This is a genomic window from Pseudomonas agarici (assembly GCF_900109755.1).
GTDB lineage: Bacteria > Pseudomonadota > Gammaproteobacteria > Pseudomonadales > Pseudomonadaceae > Aquipseudomonas > Aquipseudomonas agarici.
In genome coordinates, this window is the sequence record NZ_FOAR01000004.1 from 104173 (window position 1) to 124316 (window position 20144).

Annotated in this window: 15 protein-coding genes and 1 pseudogene; 1 reads left to right on the plus strand and 15 read right to left on the minus strand. The window is 55.5% G+C overall.

Annotated features, from left to right (window positions below):
• The 9 genes and pseudogenes from BMX68_RS05270 to BMX68_RS05310 all read right to left on the minus strand — a co-directional run.
• Positions 1 to 593 (minus strand): annotated as a pseudogene (locus BMX68_RS05270) (type IV secretion protein Rhs); the annotation flags it as partial.
• Between the two features lie 212 nt (positions 594 to 805).
• Positions 806 to 1249: a DUF6386 family protein gene (locus BMX68_RS05275; protein WP_017132262.1), complete on the minus strand. Its 444-nt coding sequence runs from the start codon at positions 1247 to 1249 to the stop codon at positions 806 to 808.
• An 89-nt stretch (positions 1250 to 1338) separates the two neighbouring features.
• Positions 1339 to 1938, minus strand: a complete 600-nt coding sequence (locus tag BMX68_RS05280; protein WP_074861923.1) for a hypothetical protein — start codon at positions 1936 to 1938, stop codon at positions 1339 to 1341.
• 2 nt (positions 1939 to 1940) lie between these two features.
• A complete protein-coding gene (locus BMX68_RS05285; RefSeq protein WP_074861926.1) occupies positions 1941 to 6140 on the minus strand; it encodes an RHS repeat-associated core domain-containing protein in 4200 nt (1399 codons plus the stop codon).
• Between the two features lie 5 nt (positions 6141 to 6145).
• On the minus strand, positions 6146 to 6613 hold the full coding sequence (locus BMX68_RS05290; protein ID WP_017132259.1) for a DcrB-related protein: 468 nt from the start codon (positions 6611 to 6613) through the stop codon (positions 6146 to 6148).
• A gap of 38 nt (positions 6614 to 6651) precedes the next feature.
• Positions 6652 to 7230, minus strand: coding sequence for a hypothetical protein (locus tag BMX68_RS05295; RefSeq protein ID WP_017132258.1), 579 nt, complete (start codon positions 7228 to 7230; stop codon positions 6652 to 6654).
• A gap of 12 nt (positions 7231 to 7242) precedes the next feature.
• Positions 7243 to 9099: a type VI secretion system Vgr family protein gene (locus BMX68_RS05300; protein ID WP_017132257.1), complete on the minus strand. Its 1857-nt coding sequence runs from the start codon at positions 9097 to 9099 to the stop codon at positions 7243 to 7245.
• A gap of 34 nt (positions 9100 to 9133) precedes the next feature.
• Complete coding sequence (locus tag BMX68_RS05305; RefSeq protein ID WP_017132256.1) at positions 9134 to 9838, minus strand: hypothetical protein; 705 nt, start codon at positions 9836 to 9838, stop codon at positions 9134 to 9136.
• A gap of 2 nt (positions 9839 to 9840) precedes the next feature.
• Positions 9841 to 10860: a hypothetical protein gene (locus tag BMX68_RS05310; RefSeq protein WP_248672835.1), complete on the minus strand. Its 1020-nt coding sequence runs from the start codon at positions 10858 to 10860 to the stop codon at positions 9841 to 9843.
• Between the two features lie 553 nt (positions 10861 to 11413).
• Here BMX68_RS05310 and BMX68_RS05315 point away from each other — a divergent pair.
• Positions 11414 to 12910 (plus strand): Fic family protein, encoded by a 1497-nt coding sequence (locus BMX68_RS05315; protein ID WP_017132254.1) that lies wholly within the window; start codon positions 11414 to 11416, stop codon positions 12908 to 12910.
• Positions 12911 to 13194: 284 nt separating this feature from the next.
• Here BMX68_RS05315 and glmS read toward each other — a convergent pair whose 3' ends face one another.
• The 6 genes from glmS to atpG form a co-directional block, all read right to left on the minus strand.
• Complete coding sequence (gene glmS, locus BMX68_RS05320) at positions 13195 to 15030, minus strand: glutamine--fructose-6-phosphate transaminase (isomerizing) (RefSeq protein ID WP_017132253.1); 1836 nt, start codon at positions 15028 to 15030, stop codon at positions 13195 to 13197.
• Between the two features lie 10 nt (positions 15031 to 15040).
• Complete coding sequence (locus BMX68_RS05325; protein WP_017132252.1) at positions 15041 to 15808, minus strand: DeoR/GlpR family DNA-binding transcription regulator; 768 nt, start codon at positions 15806 to 15808, stop codon at positions 15041 to 15043.
• Between the two features lie 97 nt (positions 15809 to 15905).
• A complete protein-coding gene (glmU, locus tag BMX68_RS05330) occupies positions 15906 to 17273 on the minus strand; it encodes a bifunctional UDP-N-acetylglucosamine diphosphorylase/glucosamine-1-phosphate N-acetyltransferase GlmU (RefSeq protein ID WP_026013206.1) in 1368 nt (455 codons plus the stop codon).
• 114 nt (positions 17274 to 17387) lie between these two features.
• The gene (locus BMX68_RS05335; protein ID WP_017132250.1) at positions 17388 to 17813 is read right to left on the minus strand and encodes a F0F1 ATP synthase subunit epsilon; all 426 of its coding nucleotides are present in this window, start codon (positions 17811 to 17813) and stop codon (positions 17388 to 17390) included.
• Between the two features lie 45 nt (positions 17814 to 17858).
• Complete coding sequence (atpD, locus tag BMX68_RS05340) at positions 17859 to 19235, minus strand: F0F1 ATP synthase subunit beta (RefSeq protein WP_017132249.1); 1377 nt, start codon at positions 19233 to 19235, stop codon at positions 17859 to 17861.
• A gap of 27 nt (positions 19236 to 19262) precedes the next feature.
• Positions 19263 to 20123, minus strand: coding sequence for a F0F1 ATP synthase subunit gamma (gene atpG, locus BMX68_RS05345; RefSeq protein ID WP_017132248.1), 861 nt, complete (start codon positions 20121 to 20123; stop codon positions 19263 to 19265).
• Positions 20124 to 20144 lie beyond the last annotated feature (21 nt).

Here is a 20144-nt window from a genome sequence, read left to right on the forward strand (position 1 = left end):
TGATTCAGGGCATCGGTGACGGCCACCAGATGGTGGCGCTCGTCGTAGCGGTAATACGTGCTTTTGCCCGAGCAGTCCTGAAAGCGCTCGACCTGAGCCAGGGTGTTCCACCACAGGTACTTGGACTTGTAGTCGGCATCGATGATGGTGTGGGGCAGGCCGTCGTCGCTGTTGAGGTATTCGGTTTTTTGGCCGAGGGCATCGATTTCGGCGATGAGGTTGCCCTTGTCGTCGTACTGAACCTTCCAGACGCTGCCGTCGGGATAGGTCACCTGTGTCACCAGCGTGGTGAGGTGATGATGCTTGTAGCTGATCTTGCGCCCGAGTGGGTCAGTCTCTTCGATCAGGCGTGCGTATTCGTCGTATTTCAGCGTCAGCCTGTTGCCGTCCGGCAGCGTGATGCCGGTCATGTTGCCGTTGTCGTCGAGATCGATGACGTAATGCTCACCGCCAAAATCGCGGCTTGAGGTCACGCGATGATCTTCGTTGTAATGGACCTCCAGCTCGCGGCCCAGCACGTCCGTGGTCCAGGTGGTGCGGGCCTTCAGGTCGTAACGGAAATGGTAATGCTCGCCGTCGCTGGTCCAGTGCTCGTCGCCGAAGTAGAAGAAGATGTTGTCCAGTTCTATAGAAGGTAGTGCTAAGTCAGATTACCTTAACCTCCTGGAATGGCGACTAGGGAAACCTGCTCTAGATATAAAATGGCAGGTAGCTGAGACAAGGTTGGCAGCAACCTGCAAGCTTATTTTTAAAGAGCTACTTTTGTTAAACCTATTAGAGGGAAAAACTTGCTAGCACACCTAAATTATAACTTTATTGCCTCTGTTAGAGAATTCTTCCTAGTATCAGACCTCTCAAACGAGAACTCTACCGCATCGTTGGTTTTCTTGTACTTAACCTGATAAGTTCCTGGCTCAAAATCCAGCATTGCTCCTTGAATTGCATCTGAGCCATCAGGCTGTAAATCTCCTCCGGTCGTATCCTCACCGGCGCCGATAAAAACTTGGCCTGACGGAAAATAAATATTTAGCAGGCCATCTTCCCCATTCAAGCTGTCGGATATCCTGATATTAAACTTTCCATCCTCCCCCAACCCGAAGAAAGCAATATTCCCCTCATTCACTTCGTAAATTTCATCTTCTACAATACTCCACCAGTCTGAAGTGTCGGAAATCCTATGCTTGATTGCTTGCAGATCAAAAACTGCGATAGTCGCGGTATCAGTAACAACAGAAAACCCTGCAATCATCAGCACACCTCGACTTATAAAGCTACAATAAAACTCGCGCAGCTTAATTTGATACGACCATTAATATTAAAGTCAACCCGACAGCATCTTTAAGGGTATATATCGACGTCCTTCCCTTCCGCCGTAAAAAAAAGCCTATCTACTGCCCCATCGAAATCATACTCAGCCTTTATTATCACGCCTGCCAAGCTGTTACTTGCCAACGTAACAATTTCACGCACTTTATTGGTACTCCAACTGTATCTATACGCCCAATATTCCATATCAGCATCAACGCGACAACCCCGTAACACCTCACCCCCGACCAGCTCAATAGCTTTTAGCCAAGTTATTTCACCATATTTGTTTTTACGAAGCGAATAAACTCTGTCGTCAGAAAATCTAAACAGTTCAACCTCATGCAAAGTAGCATTCGCATTATAGACCTCAATTTTTAACACCCTACTATCTAACAGGTAATTCTTAGTGGCATTTTTTTTATTTTTCGGCTCATTACTTGAAGTCTTAGCGGGCTTAACCCCTGACATTTCAAGCTCAAGCGGCACAATAGTAAATGAAGGCCCGCTCGCCCATAATACTTGATCGGGCTGAAGTTCATCCATAAAACCAATTAGAAAATCTTCATCTTGAATTTTTTGTAGCAGTTCATTTTTCAGATCTTTTAGATCTTTTAGATCAGAACAAACCATAATCACAACACCTTAAAATTAATGCCTTCAGCCAAAGATTTCTTGATATCCCCCAAACTACTCAAGAAATCACTTCTTGTGTTTTGCTCCGACAACGTATCAAACACATGTTGCTTATACACATTACTATGAACGCCTGCTCCCTTATGGGGGGTGGCAGTCGTGCCAGGGACTCTCGCCGCTTCAGTATTAGGCAACCAGATCCCGTTACGCTTGTCATTAATATCGATGTCAAGCTCTTTCATCTTGTCACGAAGAGCTATCATTCTCGGATCTTTCGAGTTAGACATAATAATGTGATGAGCATCGTACTGCCCACCTCCGACAGGGCTTTGACCCAGATTCCCCCGCAGCACCTTAGCGTCAGAGCCACAAGAGAGTCCTAAGGGATCAATCCACCCAATGGAGCTTGGTGCATACCTATAAAGATTATCCCCACCCGCCAACCCAATCGGATCCTGCGTAATAAACCGCCCAACCTGCGGATCGTAATACCTGAACGTATTGTAGTGCAGCCCCGTTTCGTCGTCGAAATACTGCCCCTGGAACCGCAGGTTCTGCTCAACCTCGTTCACCGCCAGCGTTTCGATGGAACCCCACGCCTTGTACGTCGCTTGCCAGACGATCTGGCCCTCGACGTCGGTCATTTCCAACGGCGTACCAATCTGGTCAGTATGGAAGTAGTAAAGCTTCTGCTGTTCCCCTTCGCTTTGATCAACGCGGGCCAACGGTGCGTAGCTACCGGGCTCATAAATGTACAAGCTGCTCTGCCCCGGCGTCTGTTCGCGCAGCATCCGCAGGCCTTGCCAGAGGAAGTTTTTGTGCTGGGCCTGACCGTTAACGGTTGAGGTCTTACCAACCCGTCGGCCAAGGCTGTCGTAGCGATACGTGCCAGTGCTTTCTAGCCTGCTGTTAACCATCGTTTCAGCTTTGACGAGGCGGTTTTCGCAGTCGTAGCTGAAGGTCTGCAACGTGGTCAGGCCGATACGCTTTTCAACCAGATTGCCCCACGGGTCATAGCTGTATTCCTGATCGCGCCATTGCTTGATGCGATTGTCTTTGACGTGGTCGAACTGGCTGGTGCTGAAGTTCAGGCGGTTGGCCGCGGCGTCGTAGCGGAACTCTTCGCTGTCGACGAGTTGGCCGGTGTCGCGGCTGTGGAGCTGGCCGTTGGCTTCGTATTCGTATTTGATTTCGCCGCGCAGTTTGTCGAGGGTGCGGGTCAGTTCGCCGGCCGGGTCGTATTGATAACGGCGGTGGATCGGGTTGTAGGCGTGCTCGACCAACAGACTGGTGTTGATGCCGGTGTTGTGCACCTGTGAAAGCTTGTCGGCGGGCAGATTGGAGGCGAACTGCCACGCCTTACGGCCCATGGCGTCGTAGCCAAAACAACTGGTGAGCTTGCCCTGGGTGCGATAGACCTCGCGGTGCAGGTCGTCGCGTTCCATGTCACTGATCAACTGGCCGTCGAGGTTCAGTTGGTGCAGGTGGCCGCTCCCGTAATACAGGTGATTCAGGTGCTGGCCTGTAGGCAGCGTCAGTGTGGCCAGGTTGCTGAGCGGATCGTATTCGTAGGCCAGGGCGCCCTGGGCCGTCGTCTCTTTGATCAGGCGGCCCAGGAGGTCGTATTCGAAGTTGAGTGTTTCTTCGCTGATGCCAAGAGTCTTGCCGATTGAGCTCGGCAAACGCTCGATGCTGAGCAGCCGATCAGCCTCGTCATAAGCGTAATCCTGACGGGCGTCGCTGTTGACCTTGGCCAGCAGACGGCCGATGGTGTCGCGTTCAAATTCCGTCGTGCGCTGTGGCCGTTCGGCCCGTTCGCCGTAGCCGGTTTCCTCAACCTGAGTCAGATGCCCGCCGAGGTTGTAGGCGAAACGTCGGGTCAGGTTGTCGATGCGTTTTTCTTCGATCAATCGATCGGAAGCGTCGTAGCTGAATCGGTAGGCAGCGTTGTTTTCGTTGACCAGCGCGGTCAGGCGAATGGCCTTGTCGTATTCGTAGCTGATCCGCTGCCCTTTCGCATCCTGACGGCTGGCGGGCAAGCCTCTCGCGGTTCTCAACAGACGCGTGGTCTGGCCTTTGCCGTCGGTATGCGTCAGCACCTGGCCGAGAGCGTTGTAGGTAAAGCTCTCCGCCGTGCCGTCCGGATGGTCGATGCGCAGCACTTCGCCGTCGGGTTTGCGTTCAAGCCTCGTGGTTTGATTCAGGGCATCGGTGACGGCCACCAGATGGTGGCGCTCGTCGTAGCGGTAATACGTGCTTTTGCCCGAGCAGTCCTGAAAGCGCTCGACCTGGGCGAGGGTGTTCCACCATAGGTATTTCGACTTTTGCGTCGCGTCGATGATGGTGTGGGGCAGGCCGTCGTCGCTGTTGAGGTACTCGGTCTTGTGGCCGAGGGCATCGATTTCGGCGAGCAGATTGCCCTTGTCGTCGTACTGAACCTTCCAGACGCTGCCGTCGGGATAGGTTACCTGTGTCACCAGCGTGGTGAGGTGATGATGCTTGTAGCTGATCTTGCGGCCGAGCGGATCGGTCTCTTCGATCAGGCGTGCGTATTCATCGTATTTCAGCGTCAGCGTGTTGCCGTCCGGCAGCGTGATGCCGGTCATGTTGCCGTTGTCGTCGAGATCGATGACGTAATGCTCACTGCCGAAGTCTCGGCTTGAGGTCACGCGATGATCTTCGTTGTAGTGGATCTCCAGCTCGCGGCCCAGCACGTCCGTGGTCCAGGTGGTGCGGGCTTTCAGGTCATAGCGGAAATGGTAATGCTCGCCGTCGCTGGTCCAGTGTTCGACCACACGGGGCTGACCGTCGAGGGTTTCCCAGCGGTAATGACAGCTCAAGCCCAGCGCATTGCTGTGGCTGGCCATCATGCCTTCGGCGTAGCTGAAACGGCGCATAGAGTCGCCGTTGCGGTTAATCACTTCGATCAGTTGGCCGTTATCGTCGTAGCGGTACTGGACTAGGGTTTCAACGGCTTCGTTGTCCACTACCCGTCGGACGTCAGTCAGGCGACCCAGCGGATGCTCGTAATGCAGATGCACGCGCACGCCGCCCGTGGCACTGATATCGGTCAGGGTGCCTTCGACGGTGCGGGTGAAATGCAGATAGTGCCCGAGGGCGTTTTCAATGCGTTGCAGCGGGACATTGGCGTTATCGTCCGGCACTTCGCCGAAGTAGAAGAAGATGTTGTCCAGCGTTTGCAGGAGGTAGTGGCCGCCTTCCGTGCAAACCAGATACACCTGCTCATGGGGGTTATAAATACGCTCGCCCGGTTGCACGTCCACAAACGGGATGGTGCGACCCTGATTGTCAGTGAGGTAAACAAACTTGCCGCTGCGGCGCAGGCTTTGTTCCCAAGGCAGTACCCAACCCTGACCCAGCACACTATCGACGGTCAGGTCGCTGGCGTAAAAGCGCGACCAGTCAATCGGCATCAGGCCGGAGAGGCTGAAATCGGTTTCGTCCGGGATGACTTTACGCCCCGTGGTGGTGTCCACGGGATTGCCCGCAAGACCACCAACCGCTCGATCAATCGCAGGCCCAACGACGTAGCGGCTGGCCACTTCACCCGCGACGAACCCGGAAGTGAATTTCATGACGCAGGGCATGATGGCTTTCATGCCAGCCTGAGTCCCAGCCTTGATCAGTTGGGCAATACCACCGGCAGCACCGGCCACGGCCATGAGGATGTCGACGGTGGTGCGCAACCACCCCGGAATCTCGTCATCTACCGGAAGATAGCGATGCGTCCCGCCGGCAATGAAAACGTTGCCAGAGCCACTGGAAATGGTTGCGCCACAAGTGAGTTTGTCGCCCTTGCGCGCGGCGGCGGTGCCGTTGATGAAAACGTTGGTGGAACCTTCCGCAACCTTTACCGGGCCAGGGTGCTTGTCGCACGCACCGATGCTCTGCTCAACATGAGCGGCCTTTCGGCTGTTGACGAAAACATTTGGCGAGGCAGTGACGATGGTGCCGGAGGGAGAAGAGAAACTACTCCCTATCGCCTCTCCTGCCGCAACGAGCAGGCTACCCCCGACGCCTGCCGCAAGACCTGCCAATAAAGCTACGCCAAAGCCGCACGTGAACGTTGCGATGGCAACTGCTGCGACAAGGGCAATACCCAGCGCGGCGCCGATCAGGAACCCGCCCAGTGCACTCGTGTGCGCTATCTCGTCACCAAACCTTGCGGCTTCGAACATGAGTGTTACTCCTGTCCGCTGGAGTCAGTCTTGGTGCCACCGGATTGGCGAGGCTGGAAGCTGGCAAGCAGATCCATCCAATTCTGATTTTGTTCGCTGCTGAAGTCGGCTTGAGCAGTGGTCGAGAAAATGAGCGCCCGCCCTGACTCGATCAAAAACGCAGCCTGACGCTGATAGAAAGGACGGCCGTCGGTCATGTAGTAAGCATCAATCTGCACGCCATCTATAGGCGCAGCGGACGACAACGAGACTGCTTTCTTGCCAAGCAGCGTGTAGCCGCGCAGCTTTGAAGCGAGCATTTTGATCTGGCGTTCAACGTAGGTTTTGAGGACCTCGCCCGGCAACAGCGTGTCTCGGGAAATGGTGATGCTCAATGGCGCAGGAATGCTCGCACCTAGCACAAACATGTTTACGGTCCGGTCTTGAAACCCTTCCGGCAGCGCGATACTTCCTTCCTGCAACTCGTAGTCCATTGGAGATGAATTCCTTAAATCAATGAATAGATGATCGCTCAGCGGGCTGCGACGCCATCGAGCATGCTGTCGAAATCGATCAGCCAATGGCTCAGGCTGGGTTTGGTGGGATCAATCACGCACGAGATGCTCAGCCATTGCAGGTCTTCGCTCCCATCAACAGGGACTACGGCCCCTACCAAGCGTCCGTGCCGTTCGCCATGGCCGATTTTGAAATGGAAATCCAGCGACTTCGCTGCGCTGCCAGCCACAAGGTAGTCACGCTGGCGGATGACCCGCATGTCCGGATAAAGCTTGCGAAACGTTTGTACTGACTCTTCGAATAACTCCGGCAGCGCCAGCCCCTGTCGAACATCCCGACGCTTGATGGTCAGAATGATCGGTTCGCCTTCATGCTCGATGGTGGTCTGGATGTCGCGGAAGTCGAAGCCCGAAGGGAACGCCAGATTGAAGCCGCCGAAGGTAAAGCTGCTTGGCGTGTTTTGCAGCGCGATGACAGGTGCCGGTTCTGGCTCGGGTTCAGGCGCAACTGCGGCCTGCTCGAGTGCAAGGCGCTCAGCCTCTTCCCGCGCCAGGCGCTTCTCTGAAATACGATCGTAAATACTGGTTCTGGTCATCTGCCCGCTACCTCAGTCATTGACTCTGACCGGCGCACCGGTGATTTGAGTGGTGCCTGTGCTCACTGTGGTAATAGCGTTGCCCTTGATCTCAATGCCATCCGGCGTGAGGGTGATGCTGCTTTCCCCCACTTGGAGAATGATGTGTTGCTTGGCGTTGACCTGGATGAACTGGTTATCCACCTGAATCGTCAGAGAGCCTTCCTGAACATTCATCACGGTGTCTTTCCTGATGATCTCGGTTTGCGTGCCATCGACGGTCATCATGCGGTTGTTGCCGACTTTATGGGTCTCGTCGAGCTCGATCTCGGTGTCCATGTTGCGCTCGGCATGCATGATGAGTTGCTCAGCGCCGGCCTTATCTTCGAAGCGGAAGAAATTCGCCGTACCGCCGTCGCCCTTCATCGACCTGGTCAAGAAACCACTCTGAGTCTTGTTCGCCGGAAGCGACCATGGCGGGGTATTCTGGCTGTTGTAGAGGCTGCCCATGATCAGCGGACGGTCAGGGTTGCCGTCGAGGAATACCACTACGACTTCGTCGCCGACACGGGGTATCTGAATACTGCCGAAGCCGCCACTTGCACCGGACTGGGCGACGCGGACCCAGCAAGAGCTTTTGTCGTCGAACTGGCCGGTGCGATCCCAGTGAAACTGCACTTTCACGCGGCCCATTTCATCGGTATAGATTTCTTCTCCGGGGGGGCCAACGATGATGGCGGTTTGTGGGCCGTTGATTGAAGGTTTGCGAGTTGCTAACTGAGGTCGATAAGCAATTTTTTTGCGAACACATACAAATTTGTTGAAGTAACCAGCCTGATCACCAGTCAAGTAGTTGTTACTGCCTACATGATCAACCGATATAATTAAGAACTGCCGGTTTTCAGCTGTTCCAGCATCGTGTTCGTAGTGCTGGGTCAGCTCGAAAGTATAGCCAGGTTTCATTACGCGACAGTTGCTATCACCATAAAATGTTTTACCCAATAACTCCAAGGCCTCAATCCGGTTACGGACCATTGCCTCACCATCCTCATAGTTTCCGTGAGTATACTGCCCTGGAAAATCGTATATCTCAAAACTGTCGATGTTTCCCTGCTGATTCATACTCTGCATGGTGACTGGCAGTGCATTATTTGGCTGGCGGTAATCAAAGGTACGCACGGAAACTTTGCCAGACTGCAGTTGGCGGGTCGCACTCCACTGGGTAATCGAGTCAGCTGTCTCGGTCACTGAGGCAGTATGAAAACGAATTTGAGGCTGCTCCGCCAAAGGCACTAATGTGCTTGAGTCATCAACCACAATCATCACGTGCGAGTCGGCAGTGTGTTCGAAATAGTAAAACAAACCCTCGTTTTCAAGCAGTCTCTGCACAAAGTTAAAGTCACTTTCGCGGTACTGGGTGACATAACTATGATTTCTTAATGGCTTGCTCAAGCGAAATTCAAATTTCGGAAATGCTCCGTAGCTGCCAAATACCTCAGCTACTACATCTTGAACTGTTTTATCTTGAAATATTCGCGTGTCAAATCGACAGGTCAGCATCCATAACCACGGCCCAAGTACCGCACTGTAGCGAGAAAGCCCTCCATCGCTACCTTGGGTACTGAAGCGGTTCACGTAGCCGTTGATATAGCGTTTAGAACCATCGGCAAGTTCGATTTCCACGGTCGCGGGGCGGCCAATGAGTGACTTTAGCTTCACATCGGAACGCTGGCTGAGCATCGCCAAATCTAGCTCGAAAAGTCGGGAGAGGCCTTCTGAACCAGAAAAATGCTCCAGCAGCATGTCCTCCTCGCCGCCGGACGCAAATGTATTCAGCTTGAAAAGCCTTTTATTCTGCGGGCTCAGCATAGAAAGAAGGTCCGTCAACATTGTGCACTCCTTGAAAACTGGCTACTGGCAAAACTCATCGGTCTACCTTGGTAGCGAAAATGCGGCCAATCCAAGACGTCGCACGCCTTGAACGAAGCTCTTCCACATTCATGAATGTGTATTCTTGATGTTCCCGCGCCTCTTGATCCTTCAGAGTACGTAGGGAAGAAATACTGGTGCGATGGTAAAAAAACATAAAAAGAGCAATAACTATAAATAAAAAGACAAGCAGTAGCGCTGGCGATCTATAAGCGTGAAAAACTGGGTAAATCAGTATTCCCAAGCCGCCCCCAACAGCGCCAAGTGCCCAACGATTCTCCTGATTAGGCTCCACGACTTCGACGCGCTGCGAACGTACGACCAGAGAGCTTCTAGGGTTTCGCCATACACATAATAAAAAATAAACAATCATGCAGACAGCTAGCGGCATACAGCTGATCAGTATCGACATGCCAAGCCCCAACTTAAACTGCTTGTAAGTCGCGACCAACGCCATTAAAAACGCGAACCCAGGCGCAACACTCAAATTCGTAAACAGCCGAAGGCTGGCATATTTACTAAACCTTTCAGTCCGGTACGCGCAATCAACGCACCAGAAAGTTACCCAAATCACAAATGCCGCGGCGGGAATCGTTAACACACTCGGTACTACACCCGCCGAAAACACAGCCAGCATGGTGAACAAAAACCAAGCTCCCCATATGCTGGCTAAGTATCGATGCGGTTCGACATTGAACATTATTAGCCTTTTCCCGTCAGCAAATTACCGAAAGAGGTACCCCACCCGGTTACTTCGTCGCTCATAACAATCTGTATTGTGAGACCCACACCTAATCCAATCGCGATTATTACTACCGCAGGCGCACTTACGGTCGCACCAATCACTACTCCACTTGCAAAAACCAGAGCGTTGGTGGGCTGGCTATAAGCGGTTTTCTCTAAAAAATCCCTACCACTTGTGGAGCTGTGCATATCCATAGCCAGTTGTGGACCGAACGCCAGAAGCGGGCCGGCGGCGTTACCGACAAGTACCTTCCCAACCCCCCGCTGACCATACAATCCGCCGTCGACATGCGCAGTCGACCTTAACGTTTTGGCTGCGTTGTATGCTGGGATATGAATCGCATTGCCTGCGACTTTACCGCCCACCCGATAGATACTGGCTTTGGCCGTCGCGGGTATTTCAAAGTATAAGTTACCGCCTACTCGAATAAGCTTGATCCTGCCACGAAAAGCGCGATGAGCAGAGACACTTCCTGACTTTCCACGGGAGGCCGCCCATTTTTTAAGCTGCGTATTTGTCGACTTACTAAGATCAAGTAGGTTTTCAACCTTGGTTGCTTTCGAACCTGCATGGAGAATACCTCCCACACTCGCGAGCGTGCCTGGCAGGTTAGCCGTAGAAAATAGCAGAGGGCCCACGACCGGAATTTTTTCCGCCTTCTCCTTGAGTTCCAAAAACTGTTTTGCTGCGACGTTGGGGGCTTTTTTTAGCTTACCAAGCAGGGAAATCAGCGTCGTACAGTAGTCTTCGGTTTCTTCAGGAGTCAGCTCAGCTTCTGGAGAGCTGAGCTCTTTGATGAGAAATTCCGCAGCACTCAGATCGTCAGTGGCATAAGTGCCTGCGATGTCCAAGGATGAGGGGAAGGCCCTAGCGGCAACAACACTTGGCCATGGTAATGACCCTTCGCCCAACAATCCTTGCTGGGAACCTGTACCCATGGGATCTGCAGCTGTACATGGATAGAGTCCATTACTCACGACCAACCTCCCTTTATAAGCTGGCTCGATTGCCAAGTGACGCCCAGCGATGGCGGTAACACAATGCCATCCAATATCACGAAAGCGTCGAGAAACCAGGATGCCTTGGCGACTGAGCAGAAACGCAGCATGGAGCTGCTTAGAACTTACGCCGAGCAATACTATTTTCCGACGCAGCGTCAATCCTGCGTTTCGCGCTCCGAGAGCACTGCTAAAAGCCCTGAAATTTCGTAGCACCAAAACTACAGCAATCGCCTTTGCTAAAGTCCGGCTTAAAGCCAATCGGGATTGCTGCACCTGTCAGAACCGGGTCAGACATGCATAAAGCGTGAAAGTGCCATCAGTGTTTCAAAAAAGAGAAACTGGCCGTAATACAGCCAACAGAACAACACACGATGACCACTACACACAGATTCCCAGCGCGCCGAAAATCAGAAAGCCCAAAAATAGCGGTTACGCGCCCATTTTCGGTTAATATTTTCTGAGTGTTCGGCGCGTATTTTAAGAAAATCTTGGCTCGGTTAAAAAAATCTAGCCAATGATAGGGGAAAAAATGGGAAATCTAGTGGGTTACGCCCATTTGATCAATGCGATGGGGCTGAAGGCTATCGGGGTAAAGAAGCCCGCACTCGTTCAACCCGTCACCCGCATTGAGCGGATCAACGGCGCGCTTGCAGTGCCGCAAGCGGTTGCACCGGAGGCTGGGGATTTTCTCGCCCACATCATCTTTGCGCTCAAACATGAGGGCGTCAATCTCTCTATTTTGGCGCAGGCTCTGCCTCGCATTGAAGGTCAACTCCTTGTCGAGGCCATAACCCAATCCCCCAGCAGTGGCTATCTGCGCAAAGTCTGCTTCCTCTGGGAAGTCTACTCCGGCGCTTTACTGGACTACACGGACAAGCCTCGGGGCCCCGGCGTCCTCCTTTTTGATCCAGAGCGGTACATCACTGGCCCATCGGTGCGAAACAACCGATGGCGCGTGGACTTCAATGGGCTGGGGACACTCCAATATTGCGCGACGGTAGAGCGCACGCCCGAGATCCAAGCCCTGCTTGAATACGACATTCTAGGGCGTTCGAAAGAGTTCATTGCTTCCTTGCCTAAGGAAATGATGGATCGCGCCATCAACTGGGCGTACCTGAGCGAGACAGATTCCTCATTTGCGATTGAAAAGGAAGCACCAAGCCAGCAGAAGTCAGAGCGTTTCGTTCAGTTGCTGCGCCAGGCACATGACCGCCAGCTGCTTACTGAAGACTACTTGGTCTCTCTGCAAAACAATGTAATTTCCCAACCGCTTGAATGGGCGGTGGCCTTCCGGCATAAACAAAACCACCTGACCAACTCCTTTCGAGGAGCGGCAGGGGTCACCTATATCCCACCACCACCAGACCTTTGCCGGGATCTGATGTTCGAACTCATGGCCTTCGCAAACCGTGCACCGTTGGAGCTTGACCCGCTGGTGGCCGCCGGCATTGCCTCATTCGGATTCGTGTTCTTGCATCCCGTCATGGATGGGAATGGCCGACTGTCGCGCTTCTTAATACACCAGGCATTGTGCTGCAGCGGTGCGCTGGAGAACGGTTTGTTACTCCCTGTCTCCGTTGCCATGAAGCGAGAGGAGCAACGCTACCTTGAAGCTTTGCAGAGCTTCTCGAAACCCGCCCGGCAATTCTGGGACGTTCGTTGGATCGATGCCGACAACATGTCGCTTAACTTCACCGGCGACCCTAGCCTCTATCGCTACTGGGATGCGACTGAATGTGTGGCCTTCACGCTGGAAATGGCCAAGCGGGCATTGGAAATCGAACTGAGGGAAGAAACCGAGTATCTGCAACGATACGACACGTTGCTCAAGGTGGTTAATGACAACTACGACGTGCGCGGCAGCCTCTTGAGCAAGCTGATAATGCAGTGCTTAGACCAGAATGGGGTCGTATCAAAGGGCCGGCGCAAGCAATACAACGGGTATATCCAAGAGGAGGTTTTCGACTTCCTGGAAGGTCACGCCCAGGCCCTTCTGGCTGAAGCCTACGCAGAGCCCGACGACTAATAGTCTAGCGACTGGGGCGGTTGAATGACCGGTGGCAGATCCCTTGGGTGAAGCCATGTCCATCTCAGTCCCGCCATCTCCACTAGCTATTAGGCGGCCCAACCTTTCAAGCTCCTCAGCTTTGAAAAGGCCCAAAGCGTGCGGTCGTTCACCCACGTGGCCATCACTGGAATACCTCAAGTCTGTAACAGGCGCGGATCAAAGCAATCAGCAGCCTGCGACAGACTCCATTTATTCCCGACAGACTTTATTTCATAGCTCAACACCATCAACTTAAACCACCATCACTCCACCGTCACCGATTTCGCCAGGTTGCGCGGCTGGTCGACATCGGTGCCCTTGAGTACTGCCACGTAATACGACAGCAATTGCAGCGGAAGGGTGTAGAGGATTGGTGCCAGGGTGTCATGGATATGCGGCAAGGTGATGACGTGTGTCCCCTCGCCATTGCTCATCCCGGCCTTCTCGTCGGCGAAGACGATCAACTCGCCACCGCGGGCGCGAACTTCCTGTAAGTTGGATTTGAGTTTTTCCAACAACTCGTTGTTCGGCGCCACGGTGACGATCGGCATGTCGTTGTCGACCAGCGCCAGTGGACCGTGCTTGAGTTCACCCGCCGGGTAGGCTTCGGCATGGATATAGGAAATCTCCTTGAGCTTGAGCGAGCCCTCCATCGCCACCGGGTATTGCGCGCCACGACCGAGGAACAGGGTGTGGTGCTTGTCGGCGAACAGTTCGGCGATTTTCTCGATCTTGGCATCCATCGCCAGGGTTTCGCCCAGGCGGGTCGGCAGGCGCCGCAGTTCTTCCACCAATTCCGCTTCGACACCCGGTGCCAGGGTGCCGCGTACCTGGCCTAGCGCCAGGGTCAGCAGCAGCAAGCCGACCAGTTGGGTGGTGAAGGCCTTGGTCGAGGCCACGCCAATCTCGCGGCCAGCCTGGGTGAGCAGGGTCAGGTCCGACTCGCGTACCAGCGAGCTGATGCTGACATTACAGATCGCCAAGCTGGCGAGGAAACCCAGCTCTTTCGCATTGCGCAAGGCCGCCAAGGTATCGGCGGTCTCGCCGGACTGGGAAACGGAGACAAACAGCGTATCCGGCTGCACCACCACCTTGCGATAGCGGAATTCGCTGGCAACTTCGACCTGGCACGGAATACCCGCCAGGCCTTCCAACCAGTAACGGGCAACCATGCCGGCGTGGTAGCTGGTGCCACAGGCGACGATCTGCACGTTGCGTACCTTGGCGAACAGTTCGGCGGCCTGGGGGCCGAAGGCCTGGACCAGCACCTGGTTCTGGCTCAGGCGCCCTTCCAGAGTACGTTGCACCACAGCCGGCTGTTCGTGGATTTCCTTGAGCATGAAGTGGCGGAACGCGCCCTTGTCTGCAGCTTCGGCGCCGTCGCGATACTGCACTGCCTCGCGCTCGACGGCCTGTCCATCGATATCCCAGATCTGCACGCTGTCGCGGCGGATCTCGGCGATATCGCCTTCTTCCAAATACATGAAGCGGTCGGTTACCTGGCGCAGGGCGAGTTGGTCGGAGGCGAGAAAGTTTTCCCCCAGGCCGAGGCCGATCACCAATGGGCTGCCGCTACGCGCAGCCAGCAGGCGATCAGGCTGCTGCGCATTGATCACCGCCAAGCCATAGGCTCCGTGCAGTTCCTTGACCGTGGCCTTCAGTGCCGTGGTCAGGTCGCCGAGGTCTTTGAGTTTGTGGCTGAGCAGGTGGGCGATCACTTCGGTGTCGGTGTCCGAGGTGAAGACGTAGCCCAGGCCTTTGAGTTGTTCACGCAGGGCTTCGTGGTTTTCGATGATGCCGTTGTGTACCACGGCAAGATCCGAGCCGGAGAAATGCGGGTGGGCGTTACGCTCGCACGGGGCGCCATGGGTGGCCCAGCGAGTGTGAGCGATCCCTAGGCGACCGGCCAGCGGTTGACCGGCCAAGGCCTGGTCCAGCTCACTGACCTTGCCGGTACGCCGGGCACGCTCCAGTTTGCCGTTATGGGTGAAGACGGCGACACCGGCGCTGTCATAGCCACGGTATTCCAGACGCTTCAGGCCTTCGACCAGGATGGCCGTGATATTACGTTCAGCAACCGCACCGACAATTCCACACATGCTCTCTCTCCTAGCTGACAGCCGCGCAAATCAAATGTATCCCGCGGGCCTGAATCTGTTCGCGTGCCTCCAGCGGCAAGCGTTCATCAGTAATAAGGGTATGGACGCTGCTCCAGGGCAGTTCCAGGTTGGGTATGCGCCGGCCGATCTTGTCAGCCTCGACCATCACCACCACTTCTCGAGCAACCTGAGCCATGACCCGGCTCAAGCCGAGCAACTCGTTGAAGGTGGTGGTACCGCGTTGCAGATCGATGCCGTCAGCACCGATAAATAGCTGGTCAAAGTCGTAGGAACGCAGCACCTGTTCGGCGACCTGGCCCTGGAACGACTCGGAATGCGGGTCCCAGGTGCCGCCGGTCATCAACAACACGGGCTCGTGTTCCAGCTCGCTCAAGGCGCGGGCAACATGCAGGGAATTGGTCATCACCACCAGGCCGGGCTGCCGGCCCAGTTCAGGAATCATCGCGGCGGTGGTGCTGCCGCTGTCGATGATGATCCGTGCGTGTTCGCGTAGGCACCCGACTGCGGCCCGAGCAATCGCTTGCTTGTGCTTCGAAACCGACTGGCCGGGATCGCCGACCAGTTCATGGGGCATACTGATCGCACCGCCATAGCGGCGCAGTAGCAAACCATTGCTTTCGAGGGCAGCCAGATCCTTGCGCACCGTAACCTCGGAAGTTTCGAAGCGCCTGGCCAGTTCGTCCACGCTCACTTCGCCTTGCTCATTGAGCAAGGCGAGGATGCCGTGGCGACGTTGAGGGGTGTTGCGTTTCGACATGACGGCTTAAGTTTCGATTCGAAAGATAATAAATGCAATCAAAACCTGAAATCGAAACTTCGTCAAGCGAAGCTTTGCCAAAAAAGCTGTGGATAACTCAGCTTTTGTTGATCTTCACTGGCCGTTGCCAGCCGTCGATATTGCGCTGACGCGCACGGGCCACGGCCAGTTGCCCTTCACCAACGCTCTGATTGATGGTCGAGCCCGCCGCCGTGCTGGCGCCGTTGGAGATATCCACAGGCGCTACCAGGGAGTTGTTGGAGCCGATAAAGACGTCTTCACCCAACACCGTCTGGTGCTTGTTGGCCCCGTCATAGTTGCAGGTGATGGTGCCAGCGCCGATATTGGTCCGTGCGCCAATCCGCGCATCGCCCAGGTAGGTGAGGTGACCCGCCTTGGCATCGTCGGCCAGGTGCGCGTTCTTCAACTCGACGAAGTTACCCACATGGGCTCGGGCTCCGAGCACACTGCCAGGGCGCAGGCGGGCAAACGGACCGGCATCGCTGCCTTCGCCCAAAATCGCACCGTCGAGGTGGCTGTTGGCTTTGACCGTCACGCCTCTGCGCAGCGTGGTGTCCTTGATCACACAGTTGGGACCGATCACCACATCGTCCTCGATTACCACGCGACCTTCGAGGATCACGTTGATGTCGATCAGGATATCGCGACCCACGCTGACTTCGCCGCGCACATCGAAGCGCGCCGGGTCACGCAGGGTCACGCCCTGAGCCATCAGACGCAACGCCGCGCGTTTCTGGTAGTGACGCTCGAGCTCGGCCAGTTGTTTACGGTCGTTGGCGCCCTGCACTTCCATGGCGTCGTAAGGTTGCTCGGTTTCCACTACCAGACCATCGCCGACCGCCATCGCGATCACGTCGGTCAGGTAGTACTCACCCTGAGCGTTGTGGTTCGACAGGCGGCTCATCCAGCCGCCGAGACGTTGGGACGGTAACGCGAGGATGCCGGTATTGCCTTCGGTGATCGCCCGCTGCGCCTCATTGGTATCCTTCTGCTCGACGATCGCACAGGCCTTGCCCTGGGCGTTGCGCACGATACGGCCATAACCGGTGGGGTCCGCCAGTTCGACAGTCAACAGCGCCACTTGGTCAGGCGTGGCGTGCTGCAGCAGGCGTTGCAGGGTGTCCACTTCGATCAACGGGACGTCGCCGTAGAGCACCAACACCGTGTCTCCGGTGATAAAGGGCACAGCCTGGGCCACCGCGTGGCCGGTTCCCAGTTGCTTGTCCTGCAACACGAAGTTCAGGTCATCGGCCGCCAGCCGTTCGCGCACCTGGTCAGCGCCATGGCCGATGACCACGTGAATGCGTTGTGGATTCAGTTGCCGGGCGCTGTGGATAACATGCCCCAGCATCGAATGGCCAGCTACGGGGTGAAGAACCTTCGGTAATGCCGAACGCATGCGGGTGCCTTGACCTGCGGCGAGGATAACGATTTCGAGAGACATGACTGGCTACCAATCCTAGGTGGTCAGCGGCTGCGACCAGGTGATGAACATCGGAAAAGAAAAAAGGGTAGCCGAGGCTACCCTTTTTAATCAATCACACAAACAAGCGGCGGCTTAACCACCAAACTTCTTGCGGATCTGCTGGACGGTGCGCAGCTGGGCTGCGGCCTCGGCCAGACGTGCAGCGGCGGAACCGTAGTCGAAGTCCGCGCCTTTTTCATTCAGGGCCTTCTCGGCAGCCTTGACGGCTTCCTGAGCGGAGGCTTCGTCCAGGTCGGCAGCACGTTGCACGGTGTCGGCAAGAACCTTGACCATGTTCGGCTGAACCTCGAGGAACCCACCGGAGATGTAGAACACCTCAGCTTCCCCGCCCTGCTTGATCAAGCGGATCGGGCCCGGCTTGAGATGGGTGATCAGCGGCGCGTGGCCCAGGGCAATACCCAGGTCACCGAGCGCACCGTGTGCAATCACCATCTCGACCAGGCCAGAGAAGATTTCTCCTTCCGCACTGACGATATCGCAATGGACTGTCATAGCCATCTGATTGCCTCAACCTAAATTAGCGCCCGTTGCCGGGCGCCGGGATTACAGTTTCTTGGCTTTCTCGATCGCTTCTTCGATGCCGCCAACCATGTAGAACGCTTGTTCTGGCAGGTGGTCGTAGTCACCGTTGAGGATGCCTTTGAAGCCAGCAATGGTGTCCTTCAGGGAAACGTATTTACCCGAGGCACCGGTGAAGACTTCAGCCACGAAGAACGGCTGCGACAGGAAACGCTGGATCTTACGAGCGCGGGATACCAACTGCTTGTCGGTTTCCGACAGCTCGTCCATACCCAGGATCGCGATGATGTCCTTCAGTTCCTTGTAACGCTGCAGTACGTACTGGACGCCGCGAGCAGTGTCGTAGTGGTCCTGGCCGATCACGTTCGGGTCCAGCTGGCGCGAAGTCGAGTCCAGTGGATCGACCGCCGGGTAGATACCCAGGGAGGCGATGTCACGGGACAATACGACGGTGGCGTCCAAGTGGGCGAAGGTGGTCGCTGGCGACGGGTCGGTCAAGTCATCCGCCGGTACGTATACCGCCTGGATCGAGGTGATCGAACCTTCCTTGGTCGAAGTGATGCGCTCTTGCAGCACGCCCATCTCTTCAGCCAGGGTCGGCTGGTAACCTACCGCCGACGGCATACGGCCCAGCAGTGCGGATACTTCGGTACCGGCCAGGGTGTAACGGTAGATGTTGTCGACGAACAGCAGAACGTCGTTACCTTCGTCACGGAACTTCTCGGCCATGGTCAGGCCGGTCAGGGCGACGCGCAGACGGTTTCCCGGCGGCTCGTTCATCTGGCCGTAGACCAGTGCCACTTTGTCCAGAACGTTGGAGTCCTTCATCTCGTGGTAGAAGTCGTTACCCTCACGAGTACGCTCACCCACACCGGCGAACACCGAATAACCGCTGTGCTCGATGGCGATGTTACGGATCAGTTCCATCATGTTAACGGTCTTGCCGACACCGGCACCACCGAACAGACCGACTTTACCGCCCTTGGCGAACGGGCAGACCAGATCGATAACCTTGATGCCGGTTTCCAGCAGGTCGTTGCCGCCCGCCTGCTCGGCGAACGACGGCGCCGCACGGTGGATACCCCAACGCTCGTCGGTGTCGATCGGACCGGCTTCGTCGATCGGGTTGCCGAGGACGTCCATGATCCGGCCCAGGGTCGCTTTACCGACCGGTACGGAGATGGCGGCCTTGGTGTCGACAACGCCCAGACCGCGCTTCAAGCCTTCGGTGGAACCCATCGCAATGGTACGCACCACGCCGTCGCCCAACTGCTGTTGGACTTCCAGGGTAGTTTCCGCGCCTTGTACTTTCAGCGCGTTGTAGATGCTCGGTACGCTGTCGCGTGGGAATTCCACGTCGATAACGGCGCCGATGATTTGAACGATACGTCCGCTACTCATAGCTGGATCCTCTGAATATTTGAACCGTTAAACCGCGGCAGCGCCGCCGACGATTTCCGAGATCTCTTGGGTGATCGCAGCCTGACGCGCCTTGTTGTAGATCAGTTGCAAATCGCTGATCAAATCACCGGCGTTGTCGGTAGCGTTCTTCATCGCGATCATCCGCGCAGCTTGTTCGGCCGCGTTGTTCTCGACCACCGCCTGGTACACCTGCGACTCCACGTAGCGCACCATCAGGCTGTCAAGCAGCTCTTTGGCGTCCGGTTCGTAGAGATAGTCCCAGTGGTGCTTGAGTTCTTGATCCGGGGTTGCCACCAGTGGAATCAACTGCTCCACGGTAGGCTGCTGGGTCATGGTGTTGATGAACTTGTTGGACACCACGGACAGACGATCAATACGGCCATCCAAGTAGGCATCCAGCATCACCTTGACGCTGCCGATCAGGTCATTGATCGACGGCTCTTCACCCAGGTGGCTGATAGCGGCAACGACGTTACCGCCGAAGTTGCGGAAAAACGCCGCCCCCTTGCTACCCACCACACACAGATCAATCTCGACGCCGTTTTCGCGGTTTACCGCCATGTCCTTGACCAGGGCCTTGAACAGGTTGGTGTTCAAGCCACCGCACAAACCACGGTCACTGCTTACCACGACGTAACCGACACGCTTGATTTCGCGGTCGATCATGAACGGGTGGCGGTATTCCGGGTTGGCGTTGGCCAGATGCCCAATTACCTGGCGGATACGCTCCGCATAAGGACGGCTAGCCGCCATGCGCATTTGTGCCTTGCGCATTTTGCTGACCGCCACTTTTTCCATGGCGCTGGTAATTTTTTGCGTGCTTTTGATGCTCGCAATCTTACTGCGAATCTCTTTTGCGCCTGCCATGTAACACCTATCAGGTTAGCA